This is a genomic window from Streptomyces sp. NPDC055815 (assembly GCF_053616475.1).
Genome location: NZ_JBSHDU010000070.1, coordinates 1 through 25,946, shown reverse-complemented (window position 1 = coordinate 25,946; position 25,946 = coordinate 1). Strand labels below are relative to the sequence as shown.

20 protein-coding genes and 1 pseudogene are annotated in these 25,946 nt (G+C 71.6%); 12 read left to right on the top strand and 9 right to left on the bottom strand.

The window, feature by feature from the left end; translation table 11 throughout:
• Nucleotides 1–55: 55 nt before the first annotated feature.
• From ACWGN5_RS32505 to ACWGN5_RS32480, 6 genes and pseudogenes are all read left to right on the top strand, one after another.
• Nucleotides 56–736 carry a FadR/GntR family transcriptional regulator gene (locus tag ACWGN5_RS32505; RefSeq protein WP_453521947.1) on the top strand — a complete coding sequence of 227 codons (681 nt, stop codon included), beginning with the start codon at nt 56–58 and terminating at the stop codon, nt 734–736.
• Nucleotides 737–791: 55 nt separating this feature from the next.
• Nucleotides 792–1,643 (top strand): fumarylacetoacetate hydrolase family protein, encoded by an 852-nt coding sequence (locus ACWGN5_RS32500; protein WP_453521945.1) that lies wholly within the window; start codon nt 792–794, stop codon nt 1,641–1,643.
• Nucleotides 1,643–2,614: an aldo/keto reductase gene (locus tag ACWGN5_RS32495; RefSeq protein WP_453521973.1), complete on the top strand. Its 972-nt coding sequence runs from the start codon at nt 1,643–1,645 to the stop codon at nt 2,612–2,614. Before ACWGN5_RS32500 ends, ACWGN5_RS32495 begins: the two co-directional genes overlap by 1 nt.
• Entirely contained in the window at nt 2,611–3,483 is an 873-nt protein-coding gene (locus ACWGN5_RS32490) for an amidohydrolase family protein (protein ID WP_453521943.1), read from the top strand. Before ACWGN5_RS32495 ends, ACWGN5_RS32490 begins: the two co-directional genes overlap by 4 nt.
• Nucleotides 3,477–4,685 (top strand): annotated as a pseudogene (locus ACWGN5_RS32485) (glycoside hydrolase family 95 protein); the annotation flags it as partial. The gene ACWGN5_RS32490 and the pseudogene ACWGN5_RS32485, both read left to right, overlap by 7 nt.
• 201 nt (nt 4,686–4,886) lie before the next feature.
• Nucleotides 4,887–5,906 (top strand): LacI family DNA-binding transcriptional regulator, encoded by a 1,020-nt coding sequence (locus ACWGN5_RS32480; protein WP_453521971.1) that lies wholly within the window; start codon nt 4,887–4,889, stop codon nt 5,904–5,906.
• Between the two features lie 66 nt (nt 5,907–5,972).
• Here ACWGN5_RS32480 and ACWGN5_RS32475 read toward each other — a convergent pair whose 3' ends face one another.
• The gene (locus tag ACWGN5_RS32475; protein WP_453521941.1) at nt 5,973–7,253 is read right to left on the bottom strand and encodes a glycoside hydrolase family 6 protein; all 1,281 of its coding nucleotides are present in this window, start codon (nt 7,251–7,253) and stop codon (nt 5,973–5,975) included.
• 100 nt (nt 7,254–7,353) lie between these two features.
• The gene (locus ACWGN5_RS32470; protein ID WP_453521939.1) at nt 7,354–8,319 is read right to left on the bottom strand and encodes a glycoside hydrolase family 6 protein; all 966 of its coding nucleotides are present in this window, start codon (nt 8,317–8,319) and stop codon (nt 7,354–7,356) included.
• Nucleotides 8,320–8,611: 292 nt separating this feature from the next.
• Between ACWGN5_RS32470 and ACWGN5_RS32465 the strand changes: the two genes are divergently transcribed.
• The 5 genes from ACWGN5_RS32465 to ACWGN5_RS32445 all read left to right on the top strand — a co-directional run bounded on the left by ACWGN5_RS32465 (nt 8,612) and on the right by ACWGN5_RS32445 (nt 14,716).
• Nucleotides 8,612–9,625, top strand: coding sequence for a LacI family DNA-binding transcriptional regulator (locus ACWGN5_RS32465; RefSeq protein ID WP_453521937.1), 1,014 nt, complete (start codon nt 8,612–8,614; stop codon nt 9,623–9,625).
• 237 nt (nt 9,626–9,862) lie between these two features.
• Complete coding sequence (locus tag ACWGN5_RS32460; protein WP_453521936.1) at nt 9,863–11,173, top strand: ABC transporter substrate-binding protein; 1,311 nt, start codon at nt 9,863–9,865, stop codon at nt 11,171–11,173.
• A 118-nt stretch (nt 11,174–11,291) separates the two neighbouring features.
• Nucleotides 11,292–12,296 (top strand): carbohydrate ABC transporter permease, encoded by a 1,005-nt coding sequence (locus ACWGN5_RS32455; protein WP_453521934.1) that lies wholly within the window; start codon nt 11,292–11,294, stop codon nt 12,294–12,296.
• Nucleotides 12,297–12,309: 13 nt separating this feature from the next.
• Nucleotides 12,310–13,218, top strand: coding sequence for a carbohydrate ABC transporter permease (locus tag ACWGN5_RS32450; RefSeq protein WP_453521932.1), 909 nt, complete (start codon nt 12,310–12,312; stop codon nt 13,216–13,218).
• Nucleotides 13,219–13,276: 58 nt separating this feature from the next.
• Nucleotides 13,277–14,716 carry a GH1 family beta-glucosidase gene (locus tag ACWGN5_RS32445; protein WP_453521930.1) on the top strand — a complete coding sequence of 480 codons (1,440 nt, stop codon included), beginning with the start codon at nt 13,277–13,279 and terminating at the stop codon, nt 14,714–14,716.
• Between the two features lie 93 nt (nt 14,717–14,809).
• On the opposite strand, the gene ACWGN5_RS32440 is transcribed toward ACWGN5_RS32445, so the two are convergent.
• The 4 genes from ACWGN5_RS32440 to ACWGN5_RS32425 are packed head-to-tail and all read right to left on the bottom strand — an operon-like array spanning nt 14,810 to nt 20,300.
• A complete protein-coding gene (locus tag ACWGN5_RS32440) occupies nt 14,810–17,200 on the bottom strand; it encodes a beta-xylosidase/alpha-l-arabinosidase (RefSeq protein WP_453521928.1) in 2,391 nt (796 codons plus the stop codon).
• Nucleotides 17,197–18,015: a carbohydrate ABC transporter permease gene (locus ACWGN5_RS32435; RefSeq protein ID WP_453521926.1), complete on the bottom strand. Its 819-nt coding sequence runs from the start codon at nt 18,013–18,015 to the stop codon at nt 17,197–17,199. Before ACWGN5_RS32435 ends, ACWGN5_RS32440 begins: the two co-directional genes overlap by 4 nt.
• Nucleotides 18,015–18,962 (bottom strand): carbohydrate ABC transporter permease, encoded by a 948-nt coding sequence (locus ACWGN5_RS32430; protein ID WP_453521924.1) that lies wholly within the window; start codon nt 18,960–18,962, stop codon nt 18,015–18,017. The genes ACWGN5_RS32435 and ACWGN5_RS32430 overlap by 1 nt, the downstream gene beginning before the upstream one ends.
• 30 nt (nt 18,963–18,992) lie before the next feature.
• Complete coding sequence (locus ACWGN5_RS32425) at nt 18,993–20,300, bottom strand: ABC transporter substrate-binding protein (RefSeq protein WP_453521922.1); 1,308 nt, start codon at nt 20,298–20,300, stop codon at nt 18,993–18,995.
• A gap of 151 nt (nt 20,301–20,451) precedes the next feature.
• On the opposite strand from ACWGN5_RS32425, the gene ACWGN5_RS32420 reads away from it, so the two are divergent.
• On the top strand, nt 20,452–21,495 hold the full coding sequence (locus tag ACWGN5_RS32420) for a LacI family DNA-binding transcriptional regulator (RefSeq protein ID WP_453521920.1): 1,044 nt from the start codon (nt 20,452–20,454) through the stop codon (nt 21,493–21,495).
• Nucleotides 21,496–21,571: 76 nt separating this feature from the next.
• Here the strand turns inward: ACWGN5_RS32420 and ACWGN5_RS32415 are convergent, their stop codons facing one another.
• From ACWGN5_RS32415 to ACWGN5_RS32405, 3 genes are all read right to left on the bottom strand, one after another.
• The gene (locus ACWGN5_RS32415) at nt 21,572–22,462 is read right to left on the bottom strand and encodes an expansin EXLX1 family cellulose-binding protein (RefSeq protein ID WP_453521919.1); all 891 of its coding nucleotides are present in this window, start codon (nt 22,460–22,462) and stop codon (nt 21,572–21,574) included.
• Nucleotides 22,463–22,694: 232 nt separating this feature from the next.
• Nucleotides 22,695–24,137 carry an endo-1,4-beta-xylanase gene (locus ACWGN5_RS32410; RefSeq protein WP_453521917.1) on the bottom strand — a complete coding sequence of 481 codons (1,443 nt, stop codon included), beginning with the start codon at nt 24,135–24,137 and terminating at the stop codon, nt 22,695–22,697.
• Nucleotides 24,138–24,577: 440 nt separating this feature from the next.
• Nucleotides 24,578–25,594 (bottom strand): LacI family DNA-binding transcriptional regulator, encoded by a 1,017-nt coding sequence (locus ACWGN5_RS32405; protein WP_453521915.1) that lies wholly within the window; start codon nt 25,592–25,594, stop codon nt 24,578–24,580.
• Nucleotides 25,595–25,946 lie beyond the last annotated feature (352 nt).

The window sequence follows — 25,946 nt, the reverse complement described above, 5'->3', positions numbered from 1 at the left end:
GGCAGGGTCGACTTCTTCTCTTCTCAGACATGGGATGTCCTGTTAGGTTGACGGCGTGTCCCTCACCGATCAGGCCATCGCCCGCATCCGTCAGCTCATCCGGGAAGGGGAACTCCCCCCGGGCTCCAAGCTGCCCCCCGAACAGCAGCTCGCGGCCGAGCTCGGCCTGTCCCGGAACCTGATGCGCGAGGCGGTCAAGTCGCTCGTCGTCGCACGGGTCCTGGAGATCCGGCGCGGCGACGGCACCTACGTGACCAGCCTGGCTCCCGGCCTGCTCCTCGAAGGGCTCGGCGGTGCGGTGGAACTCCTCCAGGGCGACACCGTCCTGGAGCTCACGGAGGTGCGCAGGCTCTTCGAGCCGGTCGCCACCGCGCTGGCCGCCACCCGCATCGACGCAGAGGGACTCGACGAGGTCGAACGGCACCTGGCGGCCATGCGCGAGGCGCGCGACGACGTGGAGCTCCTGACCCGCCACGACGCCGCCTTTCACCGCGCGGTGATCCGCGCCACCGGCAACGAGACCCTCGCCACGCTCCTGGAGCACATCTCCGGGCGCACCCTGAGCGCCAGGATCTGGCGCGGCCAGGTCGACGCCGACGCGGCCGGACGGACCATCGCCGAGCACGAGGCGATCCACCAGGCCCTCGTCGCCCACGACGCCGGCCTCGCCCAGGCCGCCGCCCTGATCCACGTCAACACCACCGAACGCTGGCTGCGGGCACACCTGGCCGACTGAGCCGGGAACCCCGCCGGCATGCCGCAGCCCGCCCCATCACCCTCCGAGGAGCATCATGCGCTTCCTGCGTGTCGGCCCCCGGGGCGCCGAGCGCCCCGCCGTCCTCGACACCGACGGCCAGGCCTACGACCTCTCCCCGCTGACCGCCGACATCGACGGCGCCTTCCTGGCCTCCGGCGGCCCCGAGCGGGCCCGGGCCGCACTGGCCGCCGGCCAGCTTCCCCCGCTGGACACCACCGGCAGGCGGATCGGCGCTCCCGTCGCCCGGCCCGGCAAGATCGTCTGCGTCGGTCTCAACTACCGTGACCACGCGGACGAGACCGGAGCCGAGCCGCCCGCCGAACCCGTCCTCTTCCTCAAGGCCCCCTACACGGTGGTCGGCCCGGACGACCAGGTGCTCGTCCCGCGCGGCAGCCACAAGACCGACTACGAGGTCGAACTCGCCGTCGTCATCGGGCGGACCGCCCGCTACCTCGACTCCCCCGAGAGCGCGCGGGCCGTCATTGCCGGCTACACCATCAGCGACGACGTCAGCGAGCGCGCCTTCCAGCTGGAACGCGGAGGACAGTGGGACAAGGGCAAGTCCTGCGAGACCTTCAACCCCATGGGCCCCTGGCTGGTGACACCGGACGAGGCGGGCGACCCGCAGTCCCTCGCGTTGCGCCTGTGGGTCAACGGTGAGCAGCGCCAGGACGGGCACAGCAAGAACATGCTCTTCGCCGTGCACCATGTCGTCCGGTACGTGAGCCAGTTCATGGTCCTGGAGCCCGGCGACGTGATCAACACGGGCACCCCGGCCGGAGTCGCGGGCGGAGCCAACGACTTTCCGTACCTGACCGCCGGTGACGTGGTCGAGGTGGAGATCGACCGGCTCGGGCGCCAGCGCCACGTCCTGGGACAGGCGTGATCGCCGATCGGGTGCCGCTCGGCGGCACCGGCGTGTCGGTCGGCCGGATCGCGCTCGGCACCGCACCGCTCGCCGGCCTGTACGCGCCCGTGGGCGAGGAGCAGGCCCGCGCCACCCTGGCCGCCGCCTGGCAGGCGGGCGTCCGCACCTTCGACACCGCCCCCCACTACGGCGCGGGTCTGGCCGAACGGCGCCTCGGCGCGTACCTCGCCGAACGGCCGCCCGGCGAAGCGGTCGTGTCCACGAAGGTCGGCCGCCTCCTCGTCCCCGGGGCGGCGACGCCCGGCGACGAGGGCTTCCACGGCGCGCCCCCCGATCTCGTACGGGTCCGCGACTACACGGCCGACGGGGTCCGCCGCTCCCTGGAGGAGAGCCTCGAACGCTCCGGTCTCGACGCCTTCGACATCGTCCTCGTCCACGACCCCGACGACCACGGCGACCAGGCCCTGAGCGAGGCCTATCCCGCCCTCGCCCGGCTGCGCGCCGAGGGCGTCGTCCGCGCGGTGGGCGTCGGCATGAACCAGACGGAGATGCTGTCCCGCTTCGTCCGCGAGACCGACGTCGACTGCGTCCTCGTCGCCGGCCGGTACTCGCTGCTCGACCGCCGCGCGGAACGCGAACTGCTGCCGCTGTGCGCCGCCCGCGGAGTCGGCGTCCTCGTCGGAGGCGTCTTCAACAGCGGCGTCCTGGCGGACCCGCGCCCCGACGCCCGGTACGACTACGCCCAGGCGCCCGAGCCGGTGCTCCGGGCCGCCCGGGAGCTGGACCGGCGCTGTGCCGCCCACGGCGTCCCGCTCGCCGCCGCCGCGCTGCGCTTCCCGCTCCGCCACCCCGCCGTCACCGGCATCGTGGTCGGCGCGGCGAGCCCCGCCGAGGTGGTGCAGAACGCCGCCCACGCCGTACGGGACATCCCCGAGCAGCTCTGGGAGGACCTGGACGAGCCCCTCGACGGGTGGAGCGCACCCGCGTGAGGATCGACGCGCACCACCACGTCTGGAGCGTCACCCGGCACCGGCATGCCTGGCTCGACGCACCCGAACTCGCGTCCGTACGACGGGACTTCGACCTGACCGACCTGGCGCCGCACACCCGGGCGGCGGACATCGAGCGCACCGTGCTCGTCCAGGTGCGTCCGGAGCTCGCCGAGACCCGTGAGTTCCTCGCCCTCGCCGCCGCCGATCCGCTCGTGGCGGGCGTCGTCGGATGGGCGGACCTCACCGCGCCCGACATCGCCGAGACCCTCGCCGCCCTGCGGGGCGGCCCGGGCGGCGACCGGCTCGTCGGCATACGCCACCTGGTCCAGGACGAGACGGACCCGGCCTGGCTCGCCCGGCCCGACGTACGGCGCGGGCTCCGTGCCGTCGGCCGCGCCGGACTCTGCTACGACCTGCTGACCCTGCCCCATCAACTCCCGGCCGCCCTCGACACCGTACGCGCCCTGCCGGAGCAGCCGTTCGTCCTCGACCACCTCTCGAAGCCGCCGATCGCGCGCGGGGAACGGGAACCCTGGGCCGCCCAGGTGCGCGCACTGGCCCGCGAGCCCCAGGTCTTCTGCAAGCTCTCCGGCCTCGTCACCGAGGCCCGCCGGGGCTCCTGGACCGTCGCCGACCTGCGCCCCTACGCCGAGATCGCCCTCGACGCCTTCGGTCCCGAGCGCGTGATGTTCGGCTCCGACTGGCCCGTCTGCCTCCTGGCCGCCACCTACGAACAAGTCGTCGCCACGGCCGAGGAGTTGACGGCAGCGCTCCGGCCGGACGAGCGCGCCCAGGTCTTCGGCGGCACGGCTGCCCGGGCCTACCGCCTTCCCTCCACCCTCACCCCTGGAGAGACACCGTGCTGACCGACGCCCACCGGCCCTCCGCCGACACACTCTGGTACCGGCGCCCCGCCGACGGCTTCCTGGAGGCGCTGCCGCTCGGCGACGGCCGGCTCGGAGCCATGGTGTACGGCGGCGTGCGCACCGAGACGGTCGAACTGAACGCGGACACGCTCTGGTCCGGCGGCCCCGGACCCCGCGACCGTACGGGCGCCGCCGACCACCTGCCCGCCCTCCGGGCGGCGGTGCTCGGCGACCACGACCCCGCCCGCGCCGACGCGCTCTCCGCCGCCCACTTCCTGGGCCCCGACACCGAGGCGTACCAGCCGCTCGGCACCCTCCACCTCACCTTCCCCGAGGGGCACGACGACGTCTCCGGTTACCGGCGGGTGCTCGACCTCGAACAGGCCGTGCACACCGTGTCGTTCACGACGGACGGAGGCCGCCACCTGCGCGAGAGCTTCGTCTCCGCCCCGGCCGGCGTGCTCGCCGTCCGCCTCACGTCCGACACCCCCGGCGCCCTCTCCTTCCGCGCGAGCCTCACCACACCCCACCCGGCCGCCCGCCCGGCGGCCGACCCCGACACCGGCCTCCTGAAGATCCACGGCCGCGCCCCCGCCCACCTCACCCGCGGACAGGAGGAGCCCGCCGCCTACCGGGACGACGAGGGGACGGGCTTCGCCGCCGCACTCACCGTGAGCGCCACGAACGGGCACGTCACGGTCGGGGAGGACGCGATCGACGTCACCGACGCCGACGGCGCCGTGCTCCTCGTCGCCGTCGGCACCGGCTACCGGGACTGGCGACAGCGGCCCGACGGCCCCGAGGCGGCTCTCACCGAGGCACTCGACCGGCTGCACGAAGCCCGCGCGGCGGACTACGACGCGCTGCGCGCCGCCCACGTCGCCGACCACCGGCGCCTCTACGACGCGGCCGCGCTCCAGCTCCACGGACCGGCGGAAGCGGCGGACCTGCCCACCGACGAGCGCCTCGCCGCCGCGCACGCCGGCGCCGAGGACCCCGGCCTCGCCGGCCTGCTCTTCGCCTACGGCCGCTACCTCCTTATCGCCTCCTCGCGCCCCGGCACCCAGGCCGCGAACCTCCAGGGCATCTGGAACACCGACATCGCCCCGCCCTGGAACGCCGACTGGACCACCAACATCAACGTCGAGATGAACTACTGGCCCGCCGAGACCACCGGCCTCGCGGAATGCCACGAGCCCCTCCTCCGGCCGACCGGGCGGAGCCGGCCCCCGTACTCGTCCCCGTCCCCGGCGCCCCTCGGCGCCACCGCCTGCACCTTCCGGCGGGCGGCCGCTGCCGACTGTCCTTCCCTTACGGTTCCCGGCCAGCCAGAATGGCGGAGGCAGCAGACCAGGGGACGAGGAAGGGCGACGGTGCCGGACGACCGAGCGGAAAGACCTTCGGTGGAGGACTCCAGTGAGCGGGCGGCGGGCCCGGGGGCGGTGACGATCGCGTACATCGCCGAGACCGCCGGCGTCTCGGTGCCCACGGTCTCGAAGGTGCTCAACGGCCGCTCCGGGGTGTCGGACGAGACGCGGGCCCGCGTCGAGCAGCTCATCCACCAGTACGGCTACCGCAAGCCGCCCAAGAACCGCAGCAACCTGGTGGAGCTCGTCTTCCGCGAGCTGGAGCACATGTGGGCCGTGGAGATCATCCGCGGTGTCGAGCGCGTGGCCCGCAAGAACCGGATCGGGTTACTGGTCTCGCAGTTCGGACTCCCGGACTCGGAGGACCGGCCCATCGACGACACGGTGGGACGGCGCCCGCAGGCCGTCCTGTCGGTGGCGCAGCTCTCCGAGGCGGAGCGGGAGCAGCTCACGGCGAAGGGGATCCCGTTCGTCGTCTTCGACCCGATCGACGATCTGCCCGACGGCGTGCCGTTCGTCGGTGCCACGAACTGGCGGGGCGGCCAGGCCGCGACCCGGCATCTGCTCGACCTGGGCCACCGTCGCATCGCCATGATCAGCGGCCCCGATCACCCCTTCTGCCGCGCCCGGTTCTCCGGGTACGCCTCCGCGCTGGCCGAGGCCGGGGTGCCGGTGGAGCCCGGCCTCGTGGTGAAGACGCACCTCGACCGCGAGCACGGGATCGCCGCCGCGCGCGAGCTGCTCTGCCGCCCCGACCGTCCGACCGCCGTGTTCACCGCGAACGACATGCAGGCCATGGGGGTCTATCAGGCCGCGCGTGAACTGGGCCTGCGCATCCCGGACGACCTCAGCGTGGTCGGTTTCGACGACGTGCCGGCCGTGGCGTGGATGGATCCGCCGTTGACCACGGTGCATCAGCCGCTCGCCGAGATGGCGACCGCCGCCACCGAACTGGCGCTCGCGCTCGGCCGGGGCGAGGAGGTGTCCCAGGTCGGCCTCGAGATCGCCACGACGCTGACCGTCCGGGGGAGCACGGCCCCGCCGAAGGACGAGTGAACCCCTTCCCGGGTACGGGCCGGGCCGCGGGCGGCCGGACCCGACGAGGCCGGGAAGGGGCGGGGCTCAGCGGTTGAACGTCAGCCGCGGGGCCGCGTTGCGGGCGAGCGAGTGGGCCTGGTCGGACCACCAGGCGCCGGCGGGCGGGTCGACGATGCCGTACTCGGGATCGATCGTGCCGCCCGTATTGCGGGTGCAGCTGCCGTCGGACTCGCCGGGGATCTTGATCCACAGGTAGGCGTCGACGAGCGGGACACCGGTGTCCGCGGTCGGACGCGGGCCGAGGCCGCGGCCGGGCGCGTTGCACCAGATCTCCGGATCCCCGCTGTACTTGCCGGGCTCCGGGGTCCAGGCGCCCAGACCGTTGCGGCTGGTGTCGATGACGAAGTGGTGCAGCGCGTCGCTCGACGGGGTGCCCACGTTCTGGTCGAACCAGGCGTCGGTCCAGCGCCAGGTGGCGGGATCGGCCGAGTCCACGGCGTTGCCGGGAACGCCGTCGTTGGGCGCGGCGGACGAGTAGTACTGCGTGGCGCACCAGTCGGTGTGGCCGCGCGCCCACTCCGGACCCTCGGTGGCGAACCACATGCACTTCGCGATCCACGTGCCGTACCGGGCGTTGTGGTCGGTGGGGTGGGTGTTGGAGACGTTGAGGGAAAAGCCGTCGCCGTACCGGACGCCGGCGTCGAGGAGCCGTCGCGCCATGTCGCCGACGGGCCGCCACAGGACGTTGCCCGCGTCGAGGTAGACCGCGGTGCCGGCCCTGGACTTGATGGTCCTGACCGCGTACTCGAGATCGGCGACGCGGGTCGCCGTGAGTTCTCCGGTCGGGTCCACGGCCGCGCCGCAGTCCCTGGGGAGGAGGGCCAGGCCGTCGGGCTCGACCACGACGACCGCCTTGCTGTCGCCGATCCCGGCGGCGAAGGCGTCGATCCACTGCCGGTAGGCGGCCGAGGAGGCCGCTCCGCCGCTGGAGTACTGGGAGCAGTCCCGGCCCGGCACGTTGTAGGCGACCAGGACGGGGGTCCGGTTCACCGTCCGGGCCTCGCGGACGAGACGCTTCACCTTGGCCCGTACCTCGTCGGGAGTGCCCTCGGTGAACCACTCGGCCTGTGGCCAGCTCGCGAGCTTCGCCATGTTCACGGCGTTCGTGACGTCGCCGTTCCCGAGGTCGACGAGCGCCTGCCGGGCGGCCTTGCTGTGCGGGTCCACGTAGAACCTCGTGCTCGGGGCGATGCCGTCGCCGGCGGGGGCGGCCTGCGCCTGCCCCTGCGTCGCGGTGAGGGCGGCGCAGGCCGCGAGCGCCGCGAGGGCGGCGGTCGCGCGGCGTCTCAGGCTGAGTGACTTCATGATGCTCCTGGTCGAAGGACGGGGACGGGGGACGGAAGGGCGGGTGGTTCCTGTGGCCCGGTCGCGGGGCGGGGAGACACCGGGCCACAGGAGTACGGGGTCAGTAGCCGTAGATCATCTTGTAGGCGACTTCGGGGAGGAACTGTCCGGCCGTGGAGCCCGTTCCGACGCCGCAGTTGCCGTCGGACTCGCCCGGGGCCTTGATCCACAGCAGCATCTCGGCGCCGCCTCCCAGCTGGGTGGGGGTGCCGATGCGGCGGCCCGCCGCGTTGCACCACTCACCGTTGGAGCCGTTGCCGTTGCGGCTGGTGTCGACGACGAACGGCTTGGTGTAGCCGTAGCGGGCGGCCAGTTCGCCGTTGACGGAGTTGCCGTACGCGGTGTTCTGCGCGGTGGTGAAGTAGTTGGAGATGTTGAGCGAGAAGCCGTGGGCCTGCCGGAGGCCGGCTTCGTGCAGGCGCTGGGCCATCGTCGCCGGGCTCACCCAGCCGGGGTTCCCGGCGTCGAGATAGACCCAGGTGTTGGGCGCCTGGCGGTTGAACTCGGCGACGGCTCCGCTGAGCATGCCCTGGCGTTCGCGGATCTGCGTCGGGTTCAGGCAGCCGTAGTCGGCGATGGAGTCGGGTTCGAGGATGACGGCGGCCGGGCGGCCCGCGATCCCGCCTGCGAACTGCGCGATCCAGGTCGCGTACGCGGACGGGGAGGCGGCGCCGCCTCCGGAGTGCCCGCCGCAGGTGTCGCGGTTGTAGATGTTGTAGGCGACGAGGACGGGCAGCTTGTCCGCGGAGTCCGCCGCCCCCACGTACGCGCCGGTGGCGGTGCCGATGGTGCCGCTCCAGGAGCCGAACCAGCGGGCCATGGGGGTGTTCGCGAGGGACGCGTTGATCGCGGGCGCCCGGCCGTCCCCGGGGTTGGCGGCGACCCACTGCTTCGCGCTGGAGTTGGGGTCCGCATAGAACCCGCTGGTCATGCCGGTCGGGTCCGCCGCGTGGGCGGACGGCGCGACGGCGAGTGCCAACGGCAGGGCGGAGAGGGCTGCCACGAGGGTGCGGATTCGGCGGCGCATGGATGTACCTCGGCTTCCTGACGGCGGAGGCGCCGCCCGTTCTCGTCCGGAGCGGGCGGCGCATGGGGGACCTCGGACCTGTGGAATGCGTGGAAGCGCTCCCACTGGAAGCGATCCCAGTACGCACTCCGTACGCTTGGGGTTGTGGCCGGTATCGTGTGATGCACTGGTCAGCCTGTCAAGTGGTCCCGTTTAACTCGCACTTCACACGACGGCAAGAAAGCTTTACAGTCCTCGAACTGGAAGCGCTCCCAGCCTTCCGGGCGTTCATGCCGCGACAGGAAGGCAGCTCATGGCCGCAGAAGTGCCACGCCGGCAGTCGACCCTCGACGAGGTGGCCGAACTGGCCGGCGTCTCACGGTCGGTGGCCTCGCGGGTGCTGAACAACGCCCCGCACGTCAGCCGCGCCAAACGCGAGGCCGTCGAACGGGCCGTCCACCAGCTCGGCTACGTACCGAACCCGACCGCACGCGCACTGGCGACCCGTCAGACCGGCGCGGCCGCCCTGGTCGTCTCGGGCGAGGATCCGTCGATCTTCGCGGATCCGTTCTTCGCCCAGGTCATCGTGGGCGCCTCGGCCGCCCTGGAGGACGCCGACCTGCATCTGATGCTGTGCCTGGCCGCCTCCGACCGGGGGCGCAAGCGCGTCGAACAGCTCCTGCGGTCCAAGGGGGCCGACGGCGTGATGCTGATGGCGCTGCGCGAGGACGATCCGCTGGCCCACCTGGCCCAGGAGGCGGAGATGCCCGTCGTGTTCGGCGGGCGCCCGGTCGGCCTGGACCCCCGCTGGTACGTGGACGTCGACAACGTCGGCGGAGCACGCGCGGCGACCGAGCACCTGATCGCGGGAGGCCGGACCCGCGTGGCCACGATCTGCGGGCGCCTGGACACCGAGGTCGGGCGCGCCCGGTACCGCGGCTACCGGGACGCCGTCCTCGCGGCGGGCCTCGAACCGTACCCGCCGCAGGCCGGCGACTTCACGGAGTGCAGCGGAGCCGAGGCCATGGCCGCCCTGCTGGCGAACCATCCGGAGCTGGACGGGGTGTTCGCCGCCAGCGACAACATGGGCGTCGGCGCGCTGCGGACCCTGCGCGAGGCCGGCCGGCCGGTCCCCGGCGACATCGCCGTGGTCGGTTTCGACGACCTGGCGGTGGCCCGGATCGCCGACCCGCCGCTCACCACGGTGCACCAGCCCATAGAGGGTCTCGGACGGGAGATGGCGCGCATGCTCGTCGCGCTCATCAACGGACAGGACCCCACCCCGCTGATCCTGCCCACCCGCCTGGTCGCCCGCGCCAGCGCCTGACCGGCACCACCGCGAGAAGAGCCCGGCCAAACCCGGCCACCGGCCTTGACAGACCGTCACGGGGGCGGCAGGGTTCCGGCTGCCGCCATTTGGGAGCGCTCCCAGTCCGGTCGGAAGCCACCGGAACCTGTTCTCCCCGGCCCAGTGAAGGCCACCCCCCCCGCACCCCCTGTGCCGACCGCCGTCGAGGCGAGGCCGTGCCGCACCCCTTCCCCCTCAACGCATCGAGGAGATGCCATGTCCCGTACGTCCGTGCCGCGTGTCCGCAGCCGCTCCGCCGTCGTCCTCTCCGCGGCCACGGCCCTGGCGCTCGCCCTCACCGGCTGCTCGTCCTCCGGCGACGACTCCGTCTCCGCCGACGGGAAGATCACCCTGACCGTCGGCACCTTCGGGACCTTCGGATACAAGGAGGCCGGCCTGTACGACGCGTACATGAAGCAGCACCCCGGGATCACCATCAAGGAGAACCCGACGACCGTCGAGGGCAACTACTGGACCGCCCTGCAGACCCGGCTCTCCGGCGGCGGCCTCGACGACGTCCAGGCCCTCGAAGTCGGCCGCATAGCCCTGGCCACCTCCGACGACCTGGCCGGCGCCTTCGCCGACCTGTCCGACGCCCCGGGCGTCGACAAGAAGGACTACCTGCCCTGGAAGTGGGACCAGGCCACCACCGCCGACGGCAGGACGATCGGCCTCGGCACCGACGTCGGCCCGATGGCCATCTGCTACCGCCAGGACCTGTTCAAGGCCGCGGGCCTGCCCTCCGACCCCGCCTCGGTCGGCAAGCTGTGGGCGGGCGACTGGGCGAAGTTCGTCGACGCGGGCAAGCGGTACCAGGCCAAGGCGCCCCGGGGCACCCACTTCATGGACAGCGCCACCGGACTCTTCAACGCCGTCGTCTCCAGCAGCCCCGTCCAGTACTACAAGGACGGCAAGCTCGCCTACAAGGACTCGGCCAGTGTCAGAACCGCCTGGGACCTGGCCGTCAAGGCCGTCCAGGGCGGGACCAGCCAGGGCCTGAAGATGTTCGACACCCCCTGGCAGACCGCCTTCTCCCAGTCCACCTTCGCCACCACCGTCTGCCCCTCCTGGCAGCAGGCCAACATCCAGCAGTTCTCCGGCCCCGCCAACAAGGGCAAGTGGAACATCGCCCAGCCTCCGGCCGCCGGCAACTGGGGCGGCTCCTTCCTGGCCGTGCCCTCCTCCGGCAAGCACGTCGACGAGGCGAAGAAGCTCGTGGCCTGGCTCACCGCGCCGGAGCAGCAGGCGAAGGTCTTCGAGAAGGTCGGCAACATCCCCGCCAACCAGGCCGCCTACGACCTGCCCGGCCTCGTCGACCACAAGAACCCCTACATCGGCCCCGACGCCGCCACCGGCCAGATCTTCTCCACCGCCGCCAAGGCCATCCGGCCCGCCGAGACCGGCCCGCACGCGCAGGACCTCACCGGGGCGTTCAGCACCGGCGTCCAGCTCATGGAGCAGAACGGCAAGAGCCCCGAAGAGGCCTGGAACTCCACCGTCCGCCAGATCGACAGCACCATCCAGTAACCCTTCCCGAACCTCCCCGGCCGCCGCTCGCGGGGGAGGGGGGCGGCCGGTCACCGGGGGGCCGGCCGCCCTTCCCCGTACCGACGCGGCCGGCCGTGACCACCGAAGGAACCCGCCCGTGGCCTCCACGACCGCACCCAGCCGCAACGGCCCCGCAGGCCGTCAGGACACCCAGCCGCCCCCGGCCCGCCCCGCCGGATCCACGGCCTGGCGCAGCCGCCTGCACCGCTGGGACACCCAAGGCACGCCGTACGCCCTCGTCGCGCCGTTCTTCCTCGTCTTCGCCGCCTTCGGCCTCTTCCCGCTGCTCTACACCGGCTGGCTCTCCTTCCACCGGGTGAGCCTGTACAACGTGGACCGCGCCGAATGGGTCGGCCTCGACAACTACACGGACCTGTTCACCGGCCAGGTCAGCCACTACTTCTGGAACGCGCTCCTCAACACCTTCACCCTCGGCGTCCTGTCCACCGTCCCCCAGCTCCTCATGGCACTGGGCCTCGCCCACCTGCTCAACTACCGGCTCCGCGCCCGCGGGTTCCTGCGCACGGCCCTCCTCGCCCCGTACGCCACCTCCGTCGCCGCCGCCACCCTCGTCTTCGCCCTGATCTTCAGCCCCGAGGGAGGCATGGCCAACTGGCTCCTGGGCCTGTTCGGCGCCGGACCCGTGCACTGGGAGGCCGGCCGCTGGAGCTCGCAGTTCGCGATCTCCGTCATCGTCACCTGGCGCTGGACCGGCTACAACGCCCTCATCTACCTCGCGGCCATGCAGGCCGTGCCGCGCGAGCTGTACGAGGCCGCCGCCCTGGACGGCGCCAACCGATGGCAGCAGTTCCTGCACGTCACGATCCCCGCCCTGCGCCCCACGATCCTCTTCACGGTGATCGTCTCGACCATCGGCGCCACCCAGCTCTTCGGCGAGCCCTACCTGTTCGGCGGCCAGAGCGGCCACCAGGGCGGCAGCGACCACCAGTACGAGACCCTCGGGATCCTCATGTACGACCAGGGCTTCCACTCCAGCATGCTCGGGCGCGCCAGCGCGGTCGCCTGGGTCATGCTCGGCCTGCTGCTGCTCATCGGGCTCGTCAACGCGCTGATCACCCGCCGCCTGCGCGCCTCCCAGTGACGTGGAGTAAGACATGACCACCACCGCATCCGTCCCCGACCGCCGTCCCCACGCACCGGCCGGGCCCTCCGCCCGGGCCGGGCGGGCCGGTGGCCAGCACCGGGCCGGGCGACTCGCCCACCTCGTCCTCGGACTCGCCGCCCTGGCCTCGCTGTTCCCGCTGTACTGGACGCTGGTCGCCGCCTCCACCGACAGCCACGCCGTCGTCTCCAGCCCGCCGCCGATGCTGCCCGGCGGCAACCTCTTCGACAACCTCCGCTACGTGTGGCAGCACGCCGGCGGGCGCGGCATGGGCGTCGCCCTGCTCAACTCCACGCTCGTCGCCGGGGCCGTCACCGTCAGCACGGTGACCTTCTCCGTCCTCGCGGGCTTCGCCTTCGCCAAACTCCGCTTCCGCGGGAAGAAGGTCCTGCTCGGCCTGGTCCTGTCCACCCTCGCCGTGCCCGCACAGCTCAGCGTCGTCCCGCTGTTCATCCTCACCAAGAACCTGGGGCTCAGCAATCACCTCGGGGCGCTGATCCTGCCCGTCCTCGTCACCGCCTTCGGCGTGTTCTTCCTGCGCCAGTTCCTCGCGCAGGCACTGCCCACCGAACTCCTGGAAGCCGCCCGCGTCGACGGCGCCAACTCCCTGCGCGTCATCTGGCACGTCGTCTTCCCCGTCGCCCGCCCGGCGATGGCGGTCCTGGGCATGCTCACCTTCGTCCAGTCGTGGAACGACTTCCTCTGGCCGATCATCGTCATGAACGGCTCCACCAACCCCACCGTCCAGGTCGCGCTCGCCGGCCTCGGCACCGGCTGGTCCACCGACTGGTCCGTCATCACCGCCGGAGCGCTCATGGGCACCCTGCCCCTGCTCCTGGTCTTCGCCCTCTTCGGCCGTCACATCGTCGGCGGCATCACCCAGGGCGCCATCAAGGGCTGACCTCCCCGCTCCACCTCGCCCTCACGTCCGACAACCTCCGCCCAAGGGAGACCTCGTCATGCCCGCAACCCCCGTCACCGCCCCCGCCGCCGTCGGCCGACTGCACTTCCCGCCCGGCTTCCTGTGGGGCGCGGCCACCGCCGCGTACCAGATCGAGGGCGCGGTGGCCGAGGACGGTCGCACGCCCTCCATCTGGGACACCTTCTCCCACACCCCCGGCAAGGTCGCCAACGGCGACACCGGGGACATCGCCTGCGACCACTACCACCGCTACCGGACCGACGTCACCCTGATGTCCCACCTCGGCATCCAGGCCTACCGCTTCTCCCTGGCCTGGCCCCGCATCCAGCCCGGCGGCCGGGGCCCCGCCAACCCGGCAGGCCTCGACTTCTACAGCCGGCTCGTCGACGAACTCCTCGACGCCGGCATCCAGCCGGTGGCCACCCTCTACCACTGGGACCTCCCGCAGGCGCTGGAAGAGGCGGGCGGCTGGACGGTACGGGAGACCGCCGAGCGCTTCGGCGAGTACGCCGCCCTGGCGGCCGAGGCCCTCGGCGACCGGGTCGCGCTGTGGACGACCCTCAACGAACCCTGGTGCTCGGCCTTCCTCGGCTACGGCTCCGGCGTCCACGCCCCCGGCCGCACCGACCCCGCCCTCGCGCTGCGCGCCGCCCACCACCTCAACCTCGGCCACGGCCGCGCCACCGCCGCCCTGCGTGCGGCGCTGCCCGCACACGCCCAGGTCGCGGTCTCCCTCAACCTGCACCAGGTCCGCCCGCTCACCACGGATCCCGCCGACCTCGACGCGGCCCGCCGCATCGACGCCGTCGGCAACCGCGTCTTCACCGGACCGATGCTCTCCGGCGGCTACCCGGCCGACCTCCTCGCCGACACCGCCCACGTCGTCGACTGGGACAGCCTCGTCAGGCCGGGCGACGAGGCCGCCATCGGCGCCCCCATCGACCTCCTCGGCATCAACTACTACACCCCCGCCGTCGTCTCCGCTCCCGCCCCCGGAGCGGCGGCGGGCACCCACGCCCACGGCGAGAGCGACCACTCCCCGTGGCCGGGCTCCGAGGACGTCACCTTCCACCTCCCGCCCGGCGACACCACCGACATGGGCTGGACCATCGACCCGACCGGTCTCCACGACCTCCTCGTGGCCACCTCCCGCGCCCACCCCGGCCTCCCCCTGGCCGTCACCGAGAACGGCGCCGCCTTCCCGGACGTCCCCACGGCGGACGGCCAGATCCACGACCACGACCGGATCGACTACCTCCACCGCCACCTCGCCGCCGTCCACCGGGCCATCGCGGACGGTGCCGACGTGCGCGGCTACTTCCTCTGGTCCCTCCTCGACAACTTCGAGTGGGCGTACGGCTACGAGAAGCGCTTCGGAGCGGTCCACGTCGACTACGCCACCCAACTGCGCACGCCGAAGCGCAGCGCCCGCTGGTACGCCAGGACGATCGGCGCGAACTCGGTGACGGGCCTCTGAACCGCGGCGAAAGTTTCGGTGGGCCTGTCGACATCCTGGCCGCGCAAGCGTGCGGTCGGCCCCGCCGCCCGGACGGGCAGCGGGGCCGGCGGTTCAGGCGCGGGCCTCCGGGAGGACCTCGAAGTCGACGTGCAGGCGCCGGCCGTGGTCCACCTGCCGCACCGGGCCGGTGAGGGTCACCCGGGCGGTCAGCCGCGGCTCCGTGCTGGACGCGCCGAACCGCAGCTCCAGCTGTCCCGGTTCCACGATGCGCGTCCCCGCCCGGCCGGTGAAGGACGCGAGGTCCGCGGGGACGACCGCGTGGACCCGCTTCCGCTCTCCGGGGGCCAGGTCGAGGCGTACGTACCCGATGAGCCGCTGCACGGGCTGGACCACGGAGGCCACCGGGTCGTGCAGATAGAGCTGGACGATTTCGGTGCCGGCGTGGTCGCCGGTGTTCGCCACGGTGAGGGCGAGCCGCACCGCGCCGTCCGTCGGAGCCTCGGTGTCCGCCACGGCCAGGTCGCTCCACGCGAACGTGGTGTAGGTGAGGCCGTGTCCGAAGCCGAAGGCCGGCGTCGGGTCGATGCTGGAGACCTCGCTGGTCTGGCCCAGGCGAGCGGCGAGGTAGGTGGACGGCTGGGCGCCGGGGTGGCGGGGCACGCTGACGGGCAGCCTGCCGCTCGGGCAGGTCCGCCCGCTGAGGACCGAGGCGACGGCCGTGGTTCCGGCCTCGCCGGGGAAGAAGGCCTGCACGATCGCGGCGGACTCGTCCACGGCGCGGCCGAGCGCGTAGGGCCGGCCGGCCAGCAGGGCCGTCACGACCGGTGTCCCGGTGTCGAGGAGGGCGTCGAGCAGTTGCTGCTGGGCCCCGGGCAGGACGAGGGACTCCGCGTCACAGCCCTCGCCGCTGGTGCCCCGCCCGAAGAGACCGGCGCGGTCCCCGAGGGCCGCCACGACGACGTCGGCGCGTCGGGCCGATTCCAGGGCCTCGGCGAAGCCCTCGGTCCCGGCGTCGTCGATGCCCGTTCCCCGCGCCACGAGGATCTCGGCGCCGGGGAACTCCGCCACGAGGGCCTCGTGGAGGGTGGGCAGGTCGATGCCGAGGGGCGTGTCGGGATGCTGTCCGCCGACGTGGACGGGGAAGGAGTAGCAGCCCAGAACCGCCGTGGGGACCTCGGCGTTGGGGCCGATCAGGGCGATCCGGCGCGGGGTTCCCGGGTCGAGCGGCAGCGTCCCGTCGTTGTGGAGCAGGACGACGGCCTGCTCGGCGATGCGGCCGGCCAGCTCGCGGTTGGCGGCCGGGTCCAGGTCGAGCGTGCCGCGCAGCCGGTCCGCGTCCGCCGTGGTGTCGGTGCCGCGCAGTGCCGGGGGGACCGGGCTCCAGTCGGGGTCGAGCAGCCCGAGGTGGGCCTTCTGCAGGAGGACCCGCCGGACCGCGCGGTCCACGAGCTCCTCGGAGACCTGTCCCTGCCGGACCGCGTCCAGGAGCGGGTCGCCGAAGGTCTTCACCGTGGGGAGTTCCACGTCGACGCCGGCGGCGAGCGCCGTCCCGGCCGCCTCGCCGAACGTGCCGGCGACGCCGTGCAGGGTCTTCAGGAACGCGACGCCGAAGTAGTCGGCCACGACGGTGCCGGTGAAGCCCCAGGTGTCCCGGAGGAGCCCGGTGAGCAGTCCGTCGTCGGCGGCCGAGGGAATGCCGTCGGTGTCGGTGTAGGCGTGCATCACCGAGCGGACGCCGCTCTCCCGGACCGCCATCTCGAACGGCGGCAGGATGACGTCGGCCAGCTCTCTGGCGCCCATGCCGACCGGGGCGAGGTTGCGGCCGGCCCGGGAGGCGGAGTAACCGGCGAAGTGCTTGAGGGTGGCGACGATCCCGGCGGACTCGAGGCCCTGGACGTAGGCGGTGGCGATCGTGCCGACGAGGTACGGGTCCTCGCCGATGGTCTCCTCCACGCGCCCCCAGCGGGCGTCGCGGACGACGTCGAGGACGGGCGCGAGCCCCTGGTGCACGCCGACCGCCCGCATGTCGCGGCCGATGGCGGCGGCCATCTCCCGTACGAGCGCGGGGTCGAAGGTCGCTCCCCAGGACAGCGGTACGGGATAGGCGGTGGCGCCCCAGGCCGCGAAGCCGGCGAGGCACTCCTCGTGCGCGACGGCCGGGATGCCGAAGCGGTTCGCGGCGGAGATCCGGGCCTGCGTCCGCATCAGGGAGAGGGCGCCGAGCGCGGGGTCGACGGGGACGGTTCCGAAGGGCCGGGTGAGCTGGCCGAGACCGTCGGGCAGCAGAGCGTCGAGGTCGACCGGCTCCTCCATGTCGTGCTGGTGCGGCGCGACCTCGGCGCCCTCGTCGGAGGCCCCGACCCACACGCCGTAGAGCTGGGCGGTCTTCTCCTTCAGGGTCATCTCGCGGATCAGCGCGTCGACGCGGGCTTCCGCGCTCAGCGCGGTGTCGTGCCAGGCGCGGTACGGGGCTTGGGTCTTGGGGGCCACGGTGTCGGTCACTTTCCTCCGACCCCCATCAGGCCCTGGACCAGGGCGCGACGGGCGAACAGATAGACGAGCAGGATGGGGAGCATGGACAGGACGACGGCCGCGAGGAGGCCGGGAATGTCGACGCCGTGTTCCGTCTGGAAGTCGTACAGGCCCATCGTGATGACCTTGTTCTCCGAGGACTGGGTGAGGACCAGCGGGAACAGGAAGCCGTTCCAGGCCTGGAGCGAGGAGAACACCACGATGGTGGACAGACCGCTCTTCGACAGGGGCAGCACGAGCCGGTGGAAGATCGTCCAGGGCGAGGCCCCGTCGACGGTCATGGCCTCGTACAGCTCGGGCGTGATGTCCCGCATGACGCCGGTGAGGATCAGGGCGCACACGGGCATCGCGAAGGCGGCGGTCGGCAGGATGACGCCGAGCAGGTTGTCGTACAGGCCGGCCTCGTTGATCAGGTAGAACATCGGGACGATCACGGCCTGGGACGGGATCGCGAGGCCGAGCAGGAAGAGCCGGAAGACCCGTCCGGTGGCCTTGCCGTCGCTGCGCACGATGGCGTACGCGAGCGGCGGCACGAGGAGCACGACGATGCCGACGACCGCGACCGTGACGACGACCGTGTTGAGGAAGTACTGCGCGAAGCCGTCATCGAGGTCGTTGACGTAGTTGTCGAGGGTGAAGTGCTCGGGGAAGGCGAGCGGGCCGTTCGCCGCGTAGTCCGCACGCGACTGGAACGTGGCGATCAGCATGACGTACAGCGGTAGACCGACCACGAAGAGCCAGATCAACGAGCCGAAACCGGCGAGGAGGTTGGGACGGGGCTTCATCACACGCCCTCCATGGTGCTGCGCATCCGGTCGTAGCCGGTCAGGCGCACCATGACCAGGGAGACGAGGGTGGCGACGAGGACGAGGAGCAGCGCGATCGCGGAGGCGGAGCCGAAATCGAAGCTCTTGAAGGCCTTCTGGTACATGTAGTAGGCGCTGTTGGTGGTGTCGGTGCCCGGCCCGCCCTGGGTGAGGATCAGTACGGTGTCGAAGGTCGTGAGTCCGCCGACCACCATCAGGATCATCGAGGTCACGACGGTGTTGCGCAGCTGCGGCAGCGTGATGTGGAAGAACTGGCGGACCGTGCCGGCGCCGTCGATCCGGGCGGCCTCGTAGAGGACCCCGGGGACGGCCCGCGCGGCGCCCTGGTAGATCAGTGTGTGCAGGGGTGTGAACTGCCAGGTGCTGACGAAGACGAGGACACCGAGGGCGCCGGTCTGCGTGCCGAACAGGTTGCCGTCGCCGAAGAGCCACTTCGCCTGTGACGGGACCCCGAAGTTGGGGTCGAGCACGGCGCGCCACAGTACGGAGACGGCGGTGATGGACAGCAGGAGCGGGACGAAGTAGATCGCGGACAGGACGGCCCGGTTGCGCTGCCGGCCGGCGGCCCAGACGCCGAGCAGGATGCTGATCGGCGTCTGCACGACGACGCCGAGCACGGTGAGGAGCAGGCTCAGCCAGAGGCTCTTCACCATCACGGGGTCGTCGAGCAGCCGGCTCCAGTTGTCCAGGCCGGCGAACTCGGGGGAGCCGAGGCCGTTCCAGCGGGTGAAGGACAGCACGACGACCAGGACGAGCGGGACGAGGGCGAACAGGCCGAAGAAGACGGCGGCGGGCGCCGCCCAGGCGAAGCCCGGGCGGCCCACACCGGTCGCGGGGCGGCTGGGCCGCCCGCGCCGGACGCTCTTCTCGGTGCTGTCCGCGGTGGGTACAGCGGTTGTGGTCATGGGAGGCGTTCCGGAAGTCGGGGCCGCGGGTCAGGCCGCGGGCAGGCTCTGCATGGCGGCGATGAACTCGTCGGGGCCGGTCTGGCCGTTGAAGAACTGCTGGACGGCTTGGTGGATGGTGGTGGTGGCCGCCGGGGGATAGGCCTGGTCCCAGGAGAGCTGGAAGTGGGGGGCCTTCTTCACCAGGTCGTACTGGTACGTCGAGTAGGCGGGGCTGGCGGATTCGCCCAGGAACTTGGCGGTGTTGGTGGTGGTGGGCAGGTTGCCGATGCTCAGCTGGCCCTTGACGAACTCGTCCGAGTACATGAGCTTCAGGAACTCGGCCACGGCCTCCGGGTGTTCGGTCTTCTTCAGGACCGAGTAGAAGTTGTTGGTGTTGCCGGCCAGGTTGTCCGGGCCGCCCTTGCCGCCCGCGACGGTCGGGAAGGTGCCGTAGCCGAGATCGCTCTTCACGAAGTCCGGGTAGGCGTCCTGGAGCGTGGAGTACTCCCAGGAGCCCATGAGCTCGAAGCCGGCCTTGCCGGTGGCGAGGAGGGCGGGGGAGCCGCCGTCGGTGAACTTGACCGAGTCGTAGTTGGTGCCGAACGCGCCCGCGTCGATCAGCTCCTTGAGCATGCCGAGGGCCTTCTTGCTGTCGGCGCTCGCCCAGACGCTCTTGTCGCCGTTCACGGCCTTCTGGAAGAGCTCGGGGCCGGCCACCCGGTCGTAGACGTACTGGAACCACATCTGGGTGGGCCACTTGTCGCCGCCGCCGAGGGCGATGGGGGTGACGCCCTTGGCCTTGAGGGCCTTGACCGCGGTCAGCAGCTCGTCCCAGGTGCGCGGTGCGGTGACGCCGGCGTCCGCCAGGACCTTCTTGTTGCTGAACAGCAGGACGGGCTGGGTGCCGCGCATGGGTACGCCGTACGGCTTGCCGCCGACGACCGCGGTGTCGAAGACGGACGGCAGGAAGTTGGACTTGAGACCGGGGTCCTTGGCGATGACGTCGTCGAGCGGCATGAGGAGGCCCGCGTCGACGAAGGGCTTGATGCTGCCGCCGCCCCAGTTGAAGAACACGTCCGGCGCCTGCTTGCCGCTGATGATCGTCTGCAGCTTGGACTGGTAGTCGGCGCCGGGGATGGTGTCGAGGACGGCCTTGACCTTCGACGTCTTGTTGAAGGTGTCGACGAGCTGCTTCTCCACCTTGTTGGTGGCGTCGCCGTACACCAGGACGTGGATCTCGTCCGCGCCGCCTCCGGCGGAGTCGCCCGACCCGCCGCAGGCCGCCAGGGAGAGGGTCATGGCCAGCGACGCCCCACCGACGACTGCGGTTCTGAGGAGCCGTACGTGTCGCTTCATCGCCCAACCTTTCGAAAGAGTTTCGATACTGACGTCGAAACTTCCTGGCGTCGGACGCTAAAGTTGAGGCGGTGAACCGGTCAACCCTTCGGTGCGGAGTTATCAAAGCGTGACTATGTCGCCGCGTGGAACGGTGCTTTATGCTGCTCAGATGCGAGATGGCGAGGAGAGCAGGCGAATCACGCTGGCGGAGGTCGCGCAGCAGGCCGGGGTCTCACTGTCGACAGTTTCGAAAGTCCTCAACGGCCGACAGGACGTTTCGCCCGGCACGCGCGTCAGGGTCGAGCAGCTCCTCGAAGAGCACGCGTACCGGCGCACCACCCGCGTCACCAGGGAGGCGCCCCTCGTCGAACTCGTCTTCCACGAGCTCGACAGCGTGTGGTCGATGGAGCTGATCCGAGGCGTGGAGAACCTCGCCAAGGCCCACCAGGCGAGCGTCGTGCTCACCGAGAGCGGCACCCGGCACGCCCCCGCGCCGGACTGGATCGAAGGAGTGCTCCAGCGCCGGCCGATCGGCGTGGTCCTGGTGTTCTCCTCCCTCCCCGACGCCGTCAAACGGCAGCTCGACGCGCGGTCGATCCCCTTCGTGATCGTCGACCCGGCGGGAGACCCCGAACCGGACGTACCGTCCGTCGGCTCCGCGAACTGGTCCGGCGGCGTCGCCGCGACCCGCCACCTCATCGACCTCGGGCACCGCCGCATCGGCATCATCACCGGCCCCGAGGACATGCTGTGCTCGCTGGCCCGCCTCGACGGCTACCGGTCCGCCCTGAACATGGCCGGCCTGGACCACGACGCCGGCCTCGTCCGGTTCGGCGACTTCCACGTCGAGGGCGGGTACGCGCGCGCGATGGAGCTGCTGCAGGCGCCGGAACGGCCCACCGCCATCTTCGCCGGGAGCGATCTGCAGGCGCTCGGCGTCATGGAGGCGGCCCGGGTGTGCGGACTGCGCGTGCCCGAGGACCTGTCCGTCGTCGGCTACGACGACGTGATGATCGCCCGATGGTCGAGCCCCCCGCTCACCACGATCCACCAGCCCCTGCGCGAGATGGGCGAGGAGGCGGTCCAGATGCTGCTCCGCCTGCGCGCAGGGGAGCCCTCGGTGACGCGCATGGAACTCGCGACCAGTCTCGTCGTCAGAAAGAGCACCGCCCCGCCGCCGGCCCGGACGGCGAAGGTCTCGCGAACGCGCTGAGAGGCGCCCCGCCGGCCGCCGGTGAACGGGCGGACGGCGGGGTACCTGCGGCCGGCGGGGGGACACAGGGGCCGTTTCAGCGGCGGGTGAACTGGACGCGGGTCCGCTGGGCGACGTCCGGTTTCAGCGCGATCCCGTCGACCTTCAGCCGTTCCCCGTAGATGTCGGTGATCCTGATCGAGCCGCCGCATCCGCTGCCGTCGGCGGAGAGGAAGTAGTTGTAGTCGGTACGGGGCAGCTGCCGCCAGCCTTGGGCCGTGCGGACCTCGAGCCGGTCGACCGGATTGCGGTGGTCGATCACCTGGATGCCGCACCAGTGGGGGTTGGACCCGGTCTTGTACCGGATCGAGAGCGGGCCGAGGGTGCCGGGGCTCAGCAGGCTCCAGGTGATCGGGAGCCGACCGACCTTGAGGTCCGCCAGTTCGGCGAACGCCTGCTCGCTGAGGTCGAGTTGTCCGGGCGCGCAGGGGAGCGGGCACTCGTTGGTGATCCGGACCGTGATCGAGGCGCCGTTGGAGGCGCGGACGAGCACGTACGCGCCGCACGCCCTGGACGACTCGTAGTCGGTGGTGTTCATCGCCGCGACCATGAGGTCGTCGTTCGGCCCGAACAGGCAGGCGCCGTTGCCGTCCGCGGCTTTGTAGGCGGTCGCGACCCCCTGGTACGTGGTGCGGGGCTGGATGCGTGCGGTCCGCGGTGCCGTCCGGCCGGTCGTCTGCGAGGGCCGCGCGGCCGCGGGGGTCGCGCCCGTGGTCGGCGTCGAGGCCGATGCCGTCGGCGCGCGAGAGGCGCCGGCCGCCGACGAGATCGCTGTCGGTGGCGTGTGGGAGGCGCGGGCCGGGGGTGCGGAACCGGTCGCCGGGGACGTCTCCTGGCCGGTGACGGGGGCCACCGTCGTGGCCGCGCCCGAGTCGGTCGTGGGAGCGGGGCGCAGGGCCATCACCAGGCAGATGAGGGCGGATACCACCGCCGGTACCGCCAGCGTGCTCCAGAGGAGCCGGTGTCTGCGCCTGCGCCGGTGTCCGCGCTGTCGGGTTGCCCGCCGTGCTGTCTGCATGTCCGTCCGTCCGGAAGGTCGAGTCGATGGTGCACTGCTCGGTTGCCGCCGGACGCGAAAAGGTTGCCGGAGTTCCGCGGAGCCCGAAGGGGAGCCAGGACCTTCCTGGCTCCCCTTCACGCTGTGGGCGCGGTGGGGCGGGTCAGGTGCGGGTCCAGCGCTGGTTGGCGCCGTTCCAGCAGGAGTAGAGCTGGATCAGGGTGCCGTTGGCGGTGCCGTTGGCGGCGGCGTCGAGGCAGAGGCCGGACTGGACGCCGACGATGGACCCGTCGGAGTTGAGGCGCCACTTCTGGTTGTCGCCACCCCAGCAGCTGTAGATCTGCACCTTGGCGCCGTTGCCGGTGCCGGCGGCGTCCAGGCACTTGTCGCCGTAGACCCTGAGCTCACCCGCGGAGGTGTAGGTCCACTGCTGGTTGGTGCGGTTGTTGCAGTCCCACAGGTTGACCTGGGTGCCGTCGGTGGTGCTGGAGCCGGGGACGTCGATGCAGCGGCCCGAAGCGACGCCCTTGATCTGGCCGGAACCGGGCGAGGGCGTCGGGTTGGGGTTGGGGGAGACGGCGTTGAGCGCGTTGAGGACGGAGGTGTAGGCGGGCTTCTTGCTGCCGTCGCCGTTGAACAGCAGCGGCGTCTGGTCCGCTCGCCAGGAGTCGGTGTCGCGCACGCCCCAGACGGTGATGCCGAGGCAGCGCGGGACGGCCAGGCAGTCGTTGGTCACGTTGGCGTAGGTCGTGCCCGAGGCGCCCTGGATGTCGAGCTCGGTGACGGCCACATCGACACCGAGGGCCGCGAAGCTCTGCAGGGTGGTGCGGAAGTTGCTGTTGTACGGGCTGTCGCTGTTGAAGTGCGACTGGAAGCCGACGCAGTCGATCGGCACACCGCGCTGCTTGAAGTCCTTGACCATGGAGTACACGGCCTGGGTCTTGGCCCAGGTCCAGTTCTCGATGTTGTAGTCGTTGTAGCAGAGCTTGGCGGCCGGGTCGGCGGCGCGCGCGGTGCGGAAGGCGACCTCGATCCAGTCGTTGCCCGTGCGCTGCAGGTTGGAGTCGCGCCGGGCCCCCGAGGTGCCGTCGACGAAGGCCTCGTTCACGACGTCCCACTGGGAGATCTTGCCCTTGTAGTGGGCCATCACGCCGTTGATGTGGTTGGTCATCGCCTGGCGCAGCGTGCTGCCGCTGAGGCTCTGCATCCAGCCCGGCTGCTGGGAGTGCCAGGCCAGGGTGTGGCCGCGCACCTGCTTGCCGTTCTGCACGGCCCAGTTGTAGACGCGGTCACCGGCGGCGAAGTTGAACTGGCCCTGCTGGGGCTCGGTGGCGTCGATCTTCATCTCGTTCTCGGCCGTCACCGAGTTGAACTCGCGGGCCGCGATCGTCGTGTACGTCGAGTCGCCCAGCCTGCCCGAGGCGATGGCGGTGCCGAAGTAGCGGCCGCTCTGCGCCGCCGCGCTGCCGAGCGTGCTCTCGGCGGCCTGTGAGGCCGGCGGCGCCACCAGCAGGGTGGCCGAACCGAGGACGCCGACGATCAGCGCCGCACCCAGGCCGCCGAGCTTCCGGCGGGCGGTGGACGGTGGAAGGGATGGTGCGCGCATGACTGAACCTCCAGGGTGGAAATCACGGAACGATTCGAGCGCGGCGGAAAGGAATCCGCGTGAGCGACGCCGGCGTCCGGGGATAAAGGACGCGTACTGCCACGGCGTAACGGCTTTCAAAAGCCGGCGCGCGGCACACGGGCAGAGGGCGGCATCGGCTCGGGACTCAGTTTGGAAACTCGACGGAAACATGTCAACAGTTTCGAAATCATTTCGAGAATCCTGCGCCCAGCGAAATTCTTTCGATGAGAATCAGCCTCTGACCTGGGACTTCCGTGCAGGGGTGAGCGCCTTCATATTCGGACATACGGAGCAGAATCAGGGCCCCAAAGGGATGCCGGTGCCGACAATGGGGCGCTGCCATGAACGACGATTTCCCGCATTCAGGCATGCCATGGCCGGATTGTTGCGGCCGTCCCTGAACCTGGCAGCGGGATCGGTCAGGAACGAGGGGGCGGGGCTGTGGAGAGCCGGACCTTGAGTTCGGTCGAAAGCTCCATCCGAGGGGTGACGAGGGGCTGCTTCTCCAGAACCTGGAACAGGGTGCGGGCGGCGACCCGGCCCATCTCCTCCAGCGGCTGACGCACCGTCGTCAGCGGCGGTGACAGCCACTGGCACATCGGCAGGTCGTCGAAGCCGACCACGCTGAGGTCCCGCGGGATGCTCAGCCCGCCCTGCCGGGCGGCTTCGTAGACGCCCATCGCCTGCTGGTCGCTGCCGGCGAAGACGGCGGTCGGCGGCTCGGGGAGGGCGAGCAGTTCCCGGGCGCCACGGAACCCGCCCTCGTGCTGGAAGTCGCCGAACCGGATCAGGTCGCGGTCGACCTCGATCCCGGCCCGCTCCAGGGCGGCCCGGTACCCGTCGATCCGGGCCTGGCTGCAAAGCATGTCCTTGCGTCCGCCGATGACGGCGATCCGACGGTGCCCCAGCTCCAGCAGGTGCTCGGTGGCGGCGAGCCCGCCCGCCCAGTTGGTCGCCCCGACGCTCGGCACGCCGTTGCCCGGGAGGTCGATGGGGTCGATGACGACCAGCGCCACCCCGGCCCTCTCCACCTGGGCGCGCTGGGCGTGGGTGACCGAGGTGGTGACGAGGATGACGCCGTCGCTGTGGTGAAGGACCGGCAGCGCGGCCCAACTGGACGGCGTGGCCTCGCCCGGCGGGACCAGCGACACGACGGTGGCGACGCTCCGCTGGGCGCACTCGGCCTCGACGCCGCGCAGGATCTCCACCGCCCACGCGCTGTCCAGACCGCCGATGATCAGGTCGACGAGGCCCGACCGGCGGGCTCTGCTCTGCCTGCCGGGCGGGAGGTAGTTGCGGGATCGCAGCAGCCCCTCGATCCGTTCGCGTGTCGAGGGCGCGACGTCGGAACGGCCGTTGATCACCTTGGACACGGTGGCCTGGGAGACCCCGGCCTCCGCGGCGATGACGGCCAGGGTCGGACGCTTCTCGCTCAACTTCTCTCCTCGGTGCGTACGTCTTCCCGGCGACAGATATCGCAAACTTTCGAAGAGTTTCCGGTCGCGCAACCGGCCTGTCAAGGCAATGAACTCCCGCCGTTTTCAAATCAATCGGCGACAGGGCTTGACCGAGAGGCCGCGCGTTCCTAGGTTGTGGCAACGCAGAATTCGAGAGCATTTCGAAACATTTTCGGGCGCGATTCGGCATCCTCACGTCGGCGACGCGTCACGACCGGAACGCCCGAAGCGTGACCTCTTCGGCGTGGGGGGGCGGCCGCCCCCCCCCCCCCAGGCCCCCCCCCCCCCCCGCCCCCCCCCCGCCCCCCCCGGGGCGCGCCCCCACACCACC

Excerpts from the sequence above, each read along its gene's own strand:
- ACWGN5_RS32465 (WP_453521937.1), top strand. The coding sequence starts at position 8,612 with ATGGCCGCAGAAGTGCCACGCCGGCAGTCGACCCTCGACGAGGTGGCC.
- ACWGN5_RS32445 (WP_453521930.1), top strand. The coding sequence starts at position 13,277 with ATGCCCGCAACCCCCGTCACCGCCCCCGCCGCCGTCGGCCGACTGCAC.
- ACWGN5_RS32425 (WP_453521922.1), bottom strand. The coding sequence starts at position 20,300 with ATGAAGCGACACGTACGGCTCCTCAGAACCGCAGTCGTCGGTGGGGCG.
- ACWGN5_RS32435 (WP_453521926.1), bottom strand. The coding sequence starts at position 18,015 with ATGAAGCCCCGTCCCAACCTCCTCGCCGGTTTCGGCTCGTTGATCTGG.
- ACWGN5_RS32450 (WP_453521932.1), top strand. The coding sequence starts at position 12,310 with ATGACCACCACCGCATCCGTCCCCGACCGCCGTCCCCACGCACCGGCC.
- ACWGN5_RS32460 (WP_453521936.1), top strand. The coding sequence starts at position 9,863 with ATGTCCCGTACGTCCGTGCCGCGTGTCCGCAGCCGCTCCGCCGTCGTC.
- ACWGN5_RS32430 (WP_453521924.1), bottom strand. The coding sequence starts at position 18,962 with ATGACCACAACCGCTGTACCCACCGCGGACAGCACCGAGAAGAGCGTC.
- ACWGN5_RS32470 (WP_453521939.1), bottom strand. The coding sequence starts at position 8,319 with ATGCGCCGCCGAATCCGCACCCTCGTGGCAGCCCTCTCCGCCCTGCCG.
- ACWGN5_RS32475 (WP_453521941.1), bottom strand. The coding sequence starts at position 7,253 with ATGAAGTCACTCAGCCTGAGACGCCGCGCGACCGCCGCCCTCGCGGCG.
- ACWGN5_RS32500 (WP_453521945.1), top strand. The coding sequence starts at position 792 with ATGCGCTTCCTGCGTGTCGGCCCCCGGGGCGCCGAGCGCCCCGCCGTC.
- ACWGN5_RS32410 (WP_453521917.1), bottom strand. The coding sequence starts at position 24,137 with ATGCGCGCACCATCCCTTCCACCGTCCACCGCCCGCCGGAAGCTCGGC.
- ACWGN5_RS32420 (WP_453521920.1), top strand. The coding sequence starts at position 20,452 with ATGCGAGATGGCGAGGAGAGCAGGCGAATCACGCTGGCGGAGGTCGCG.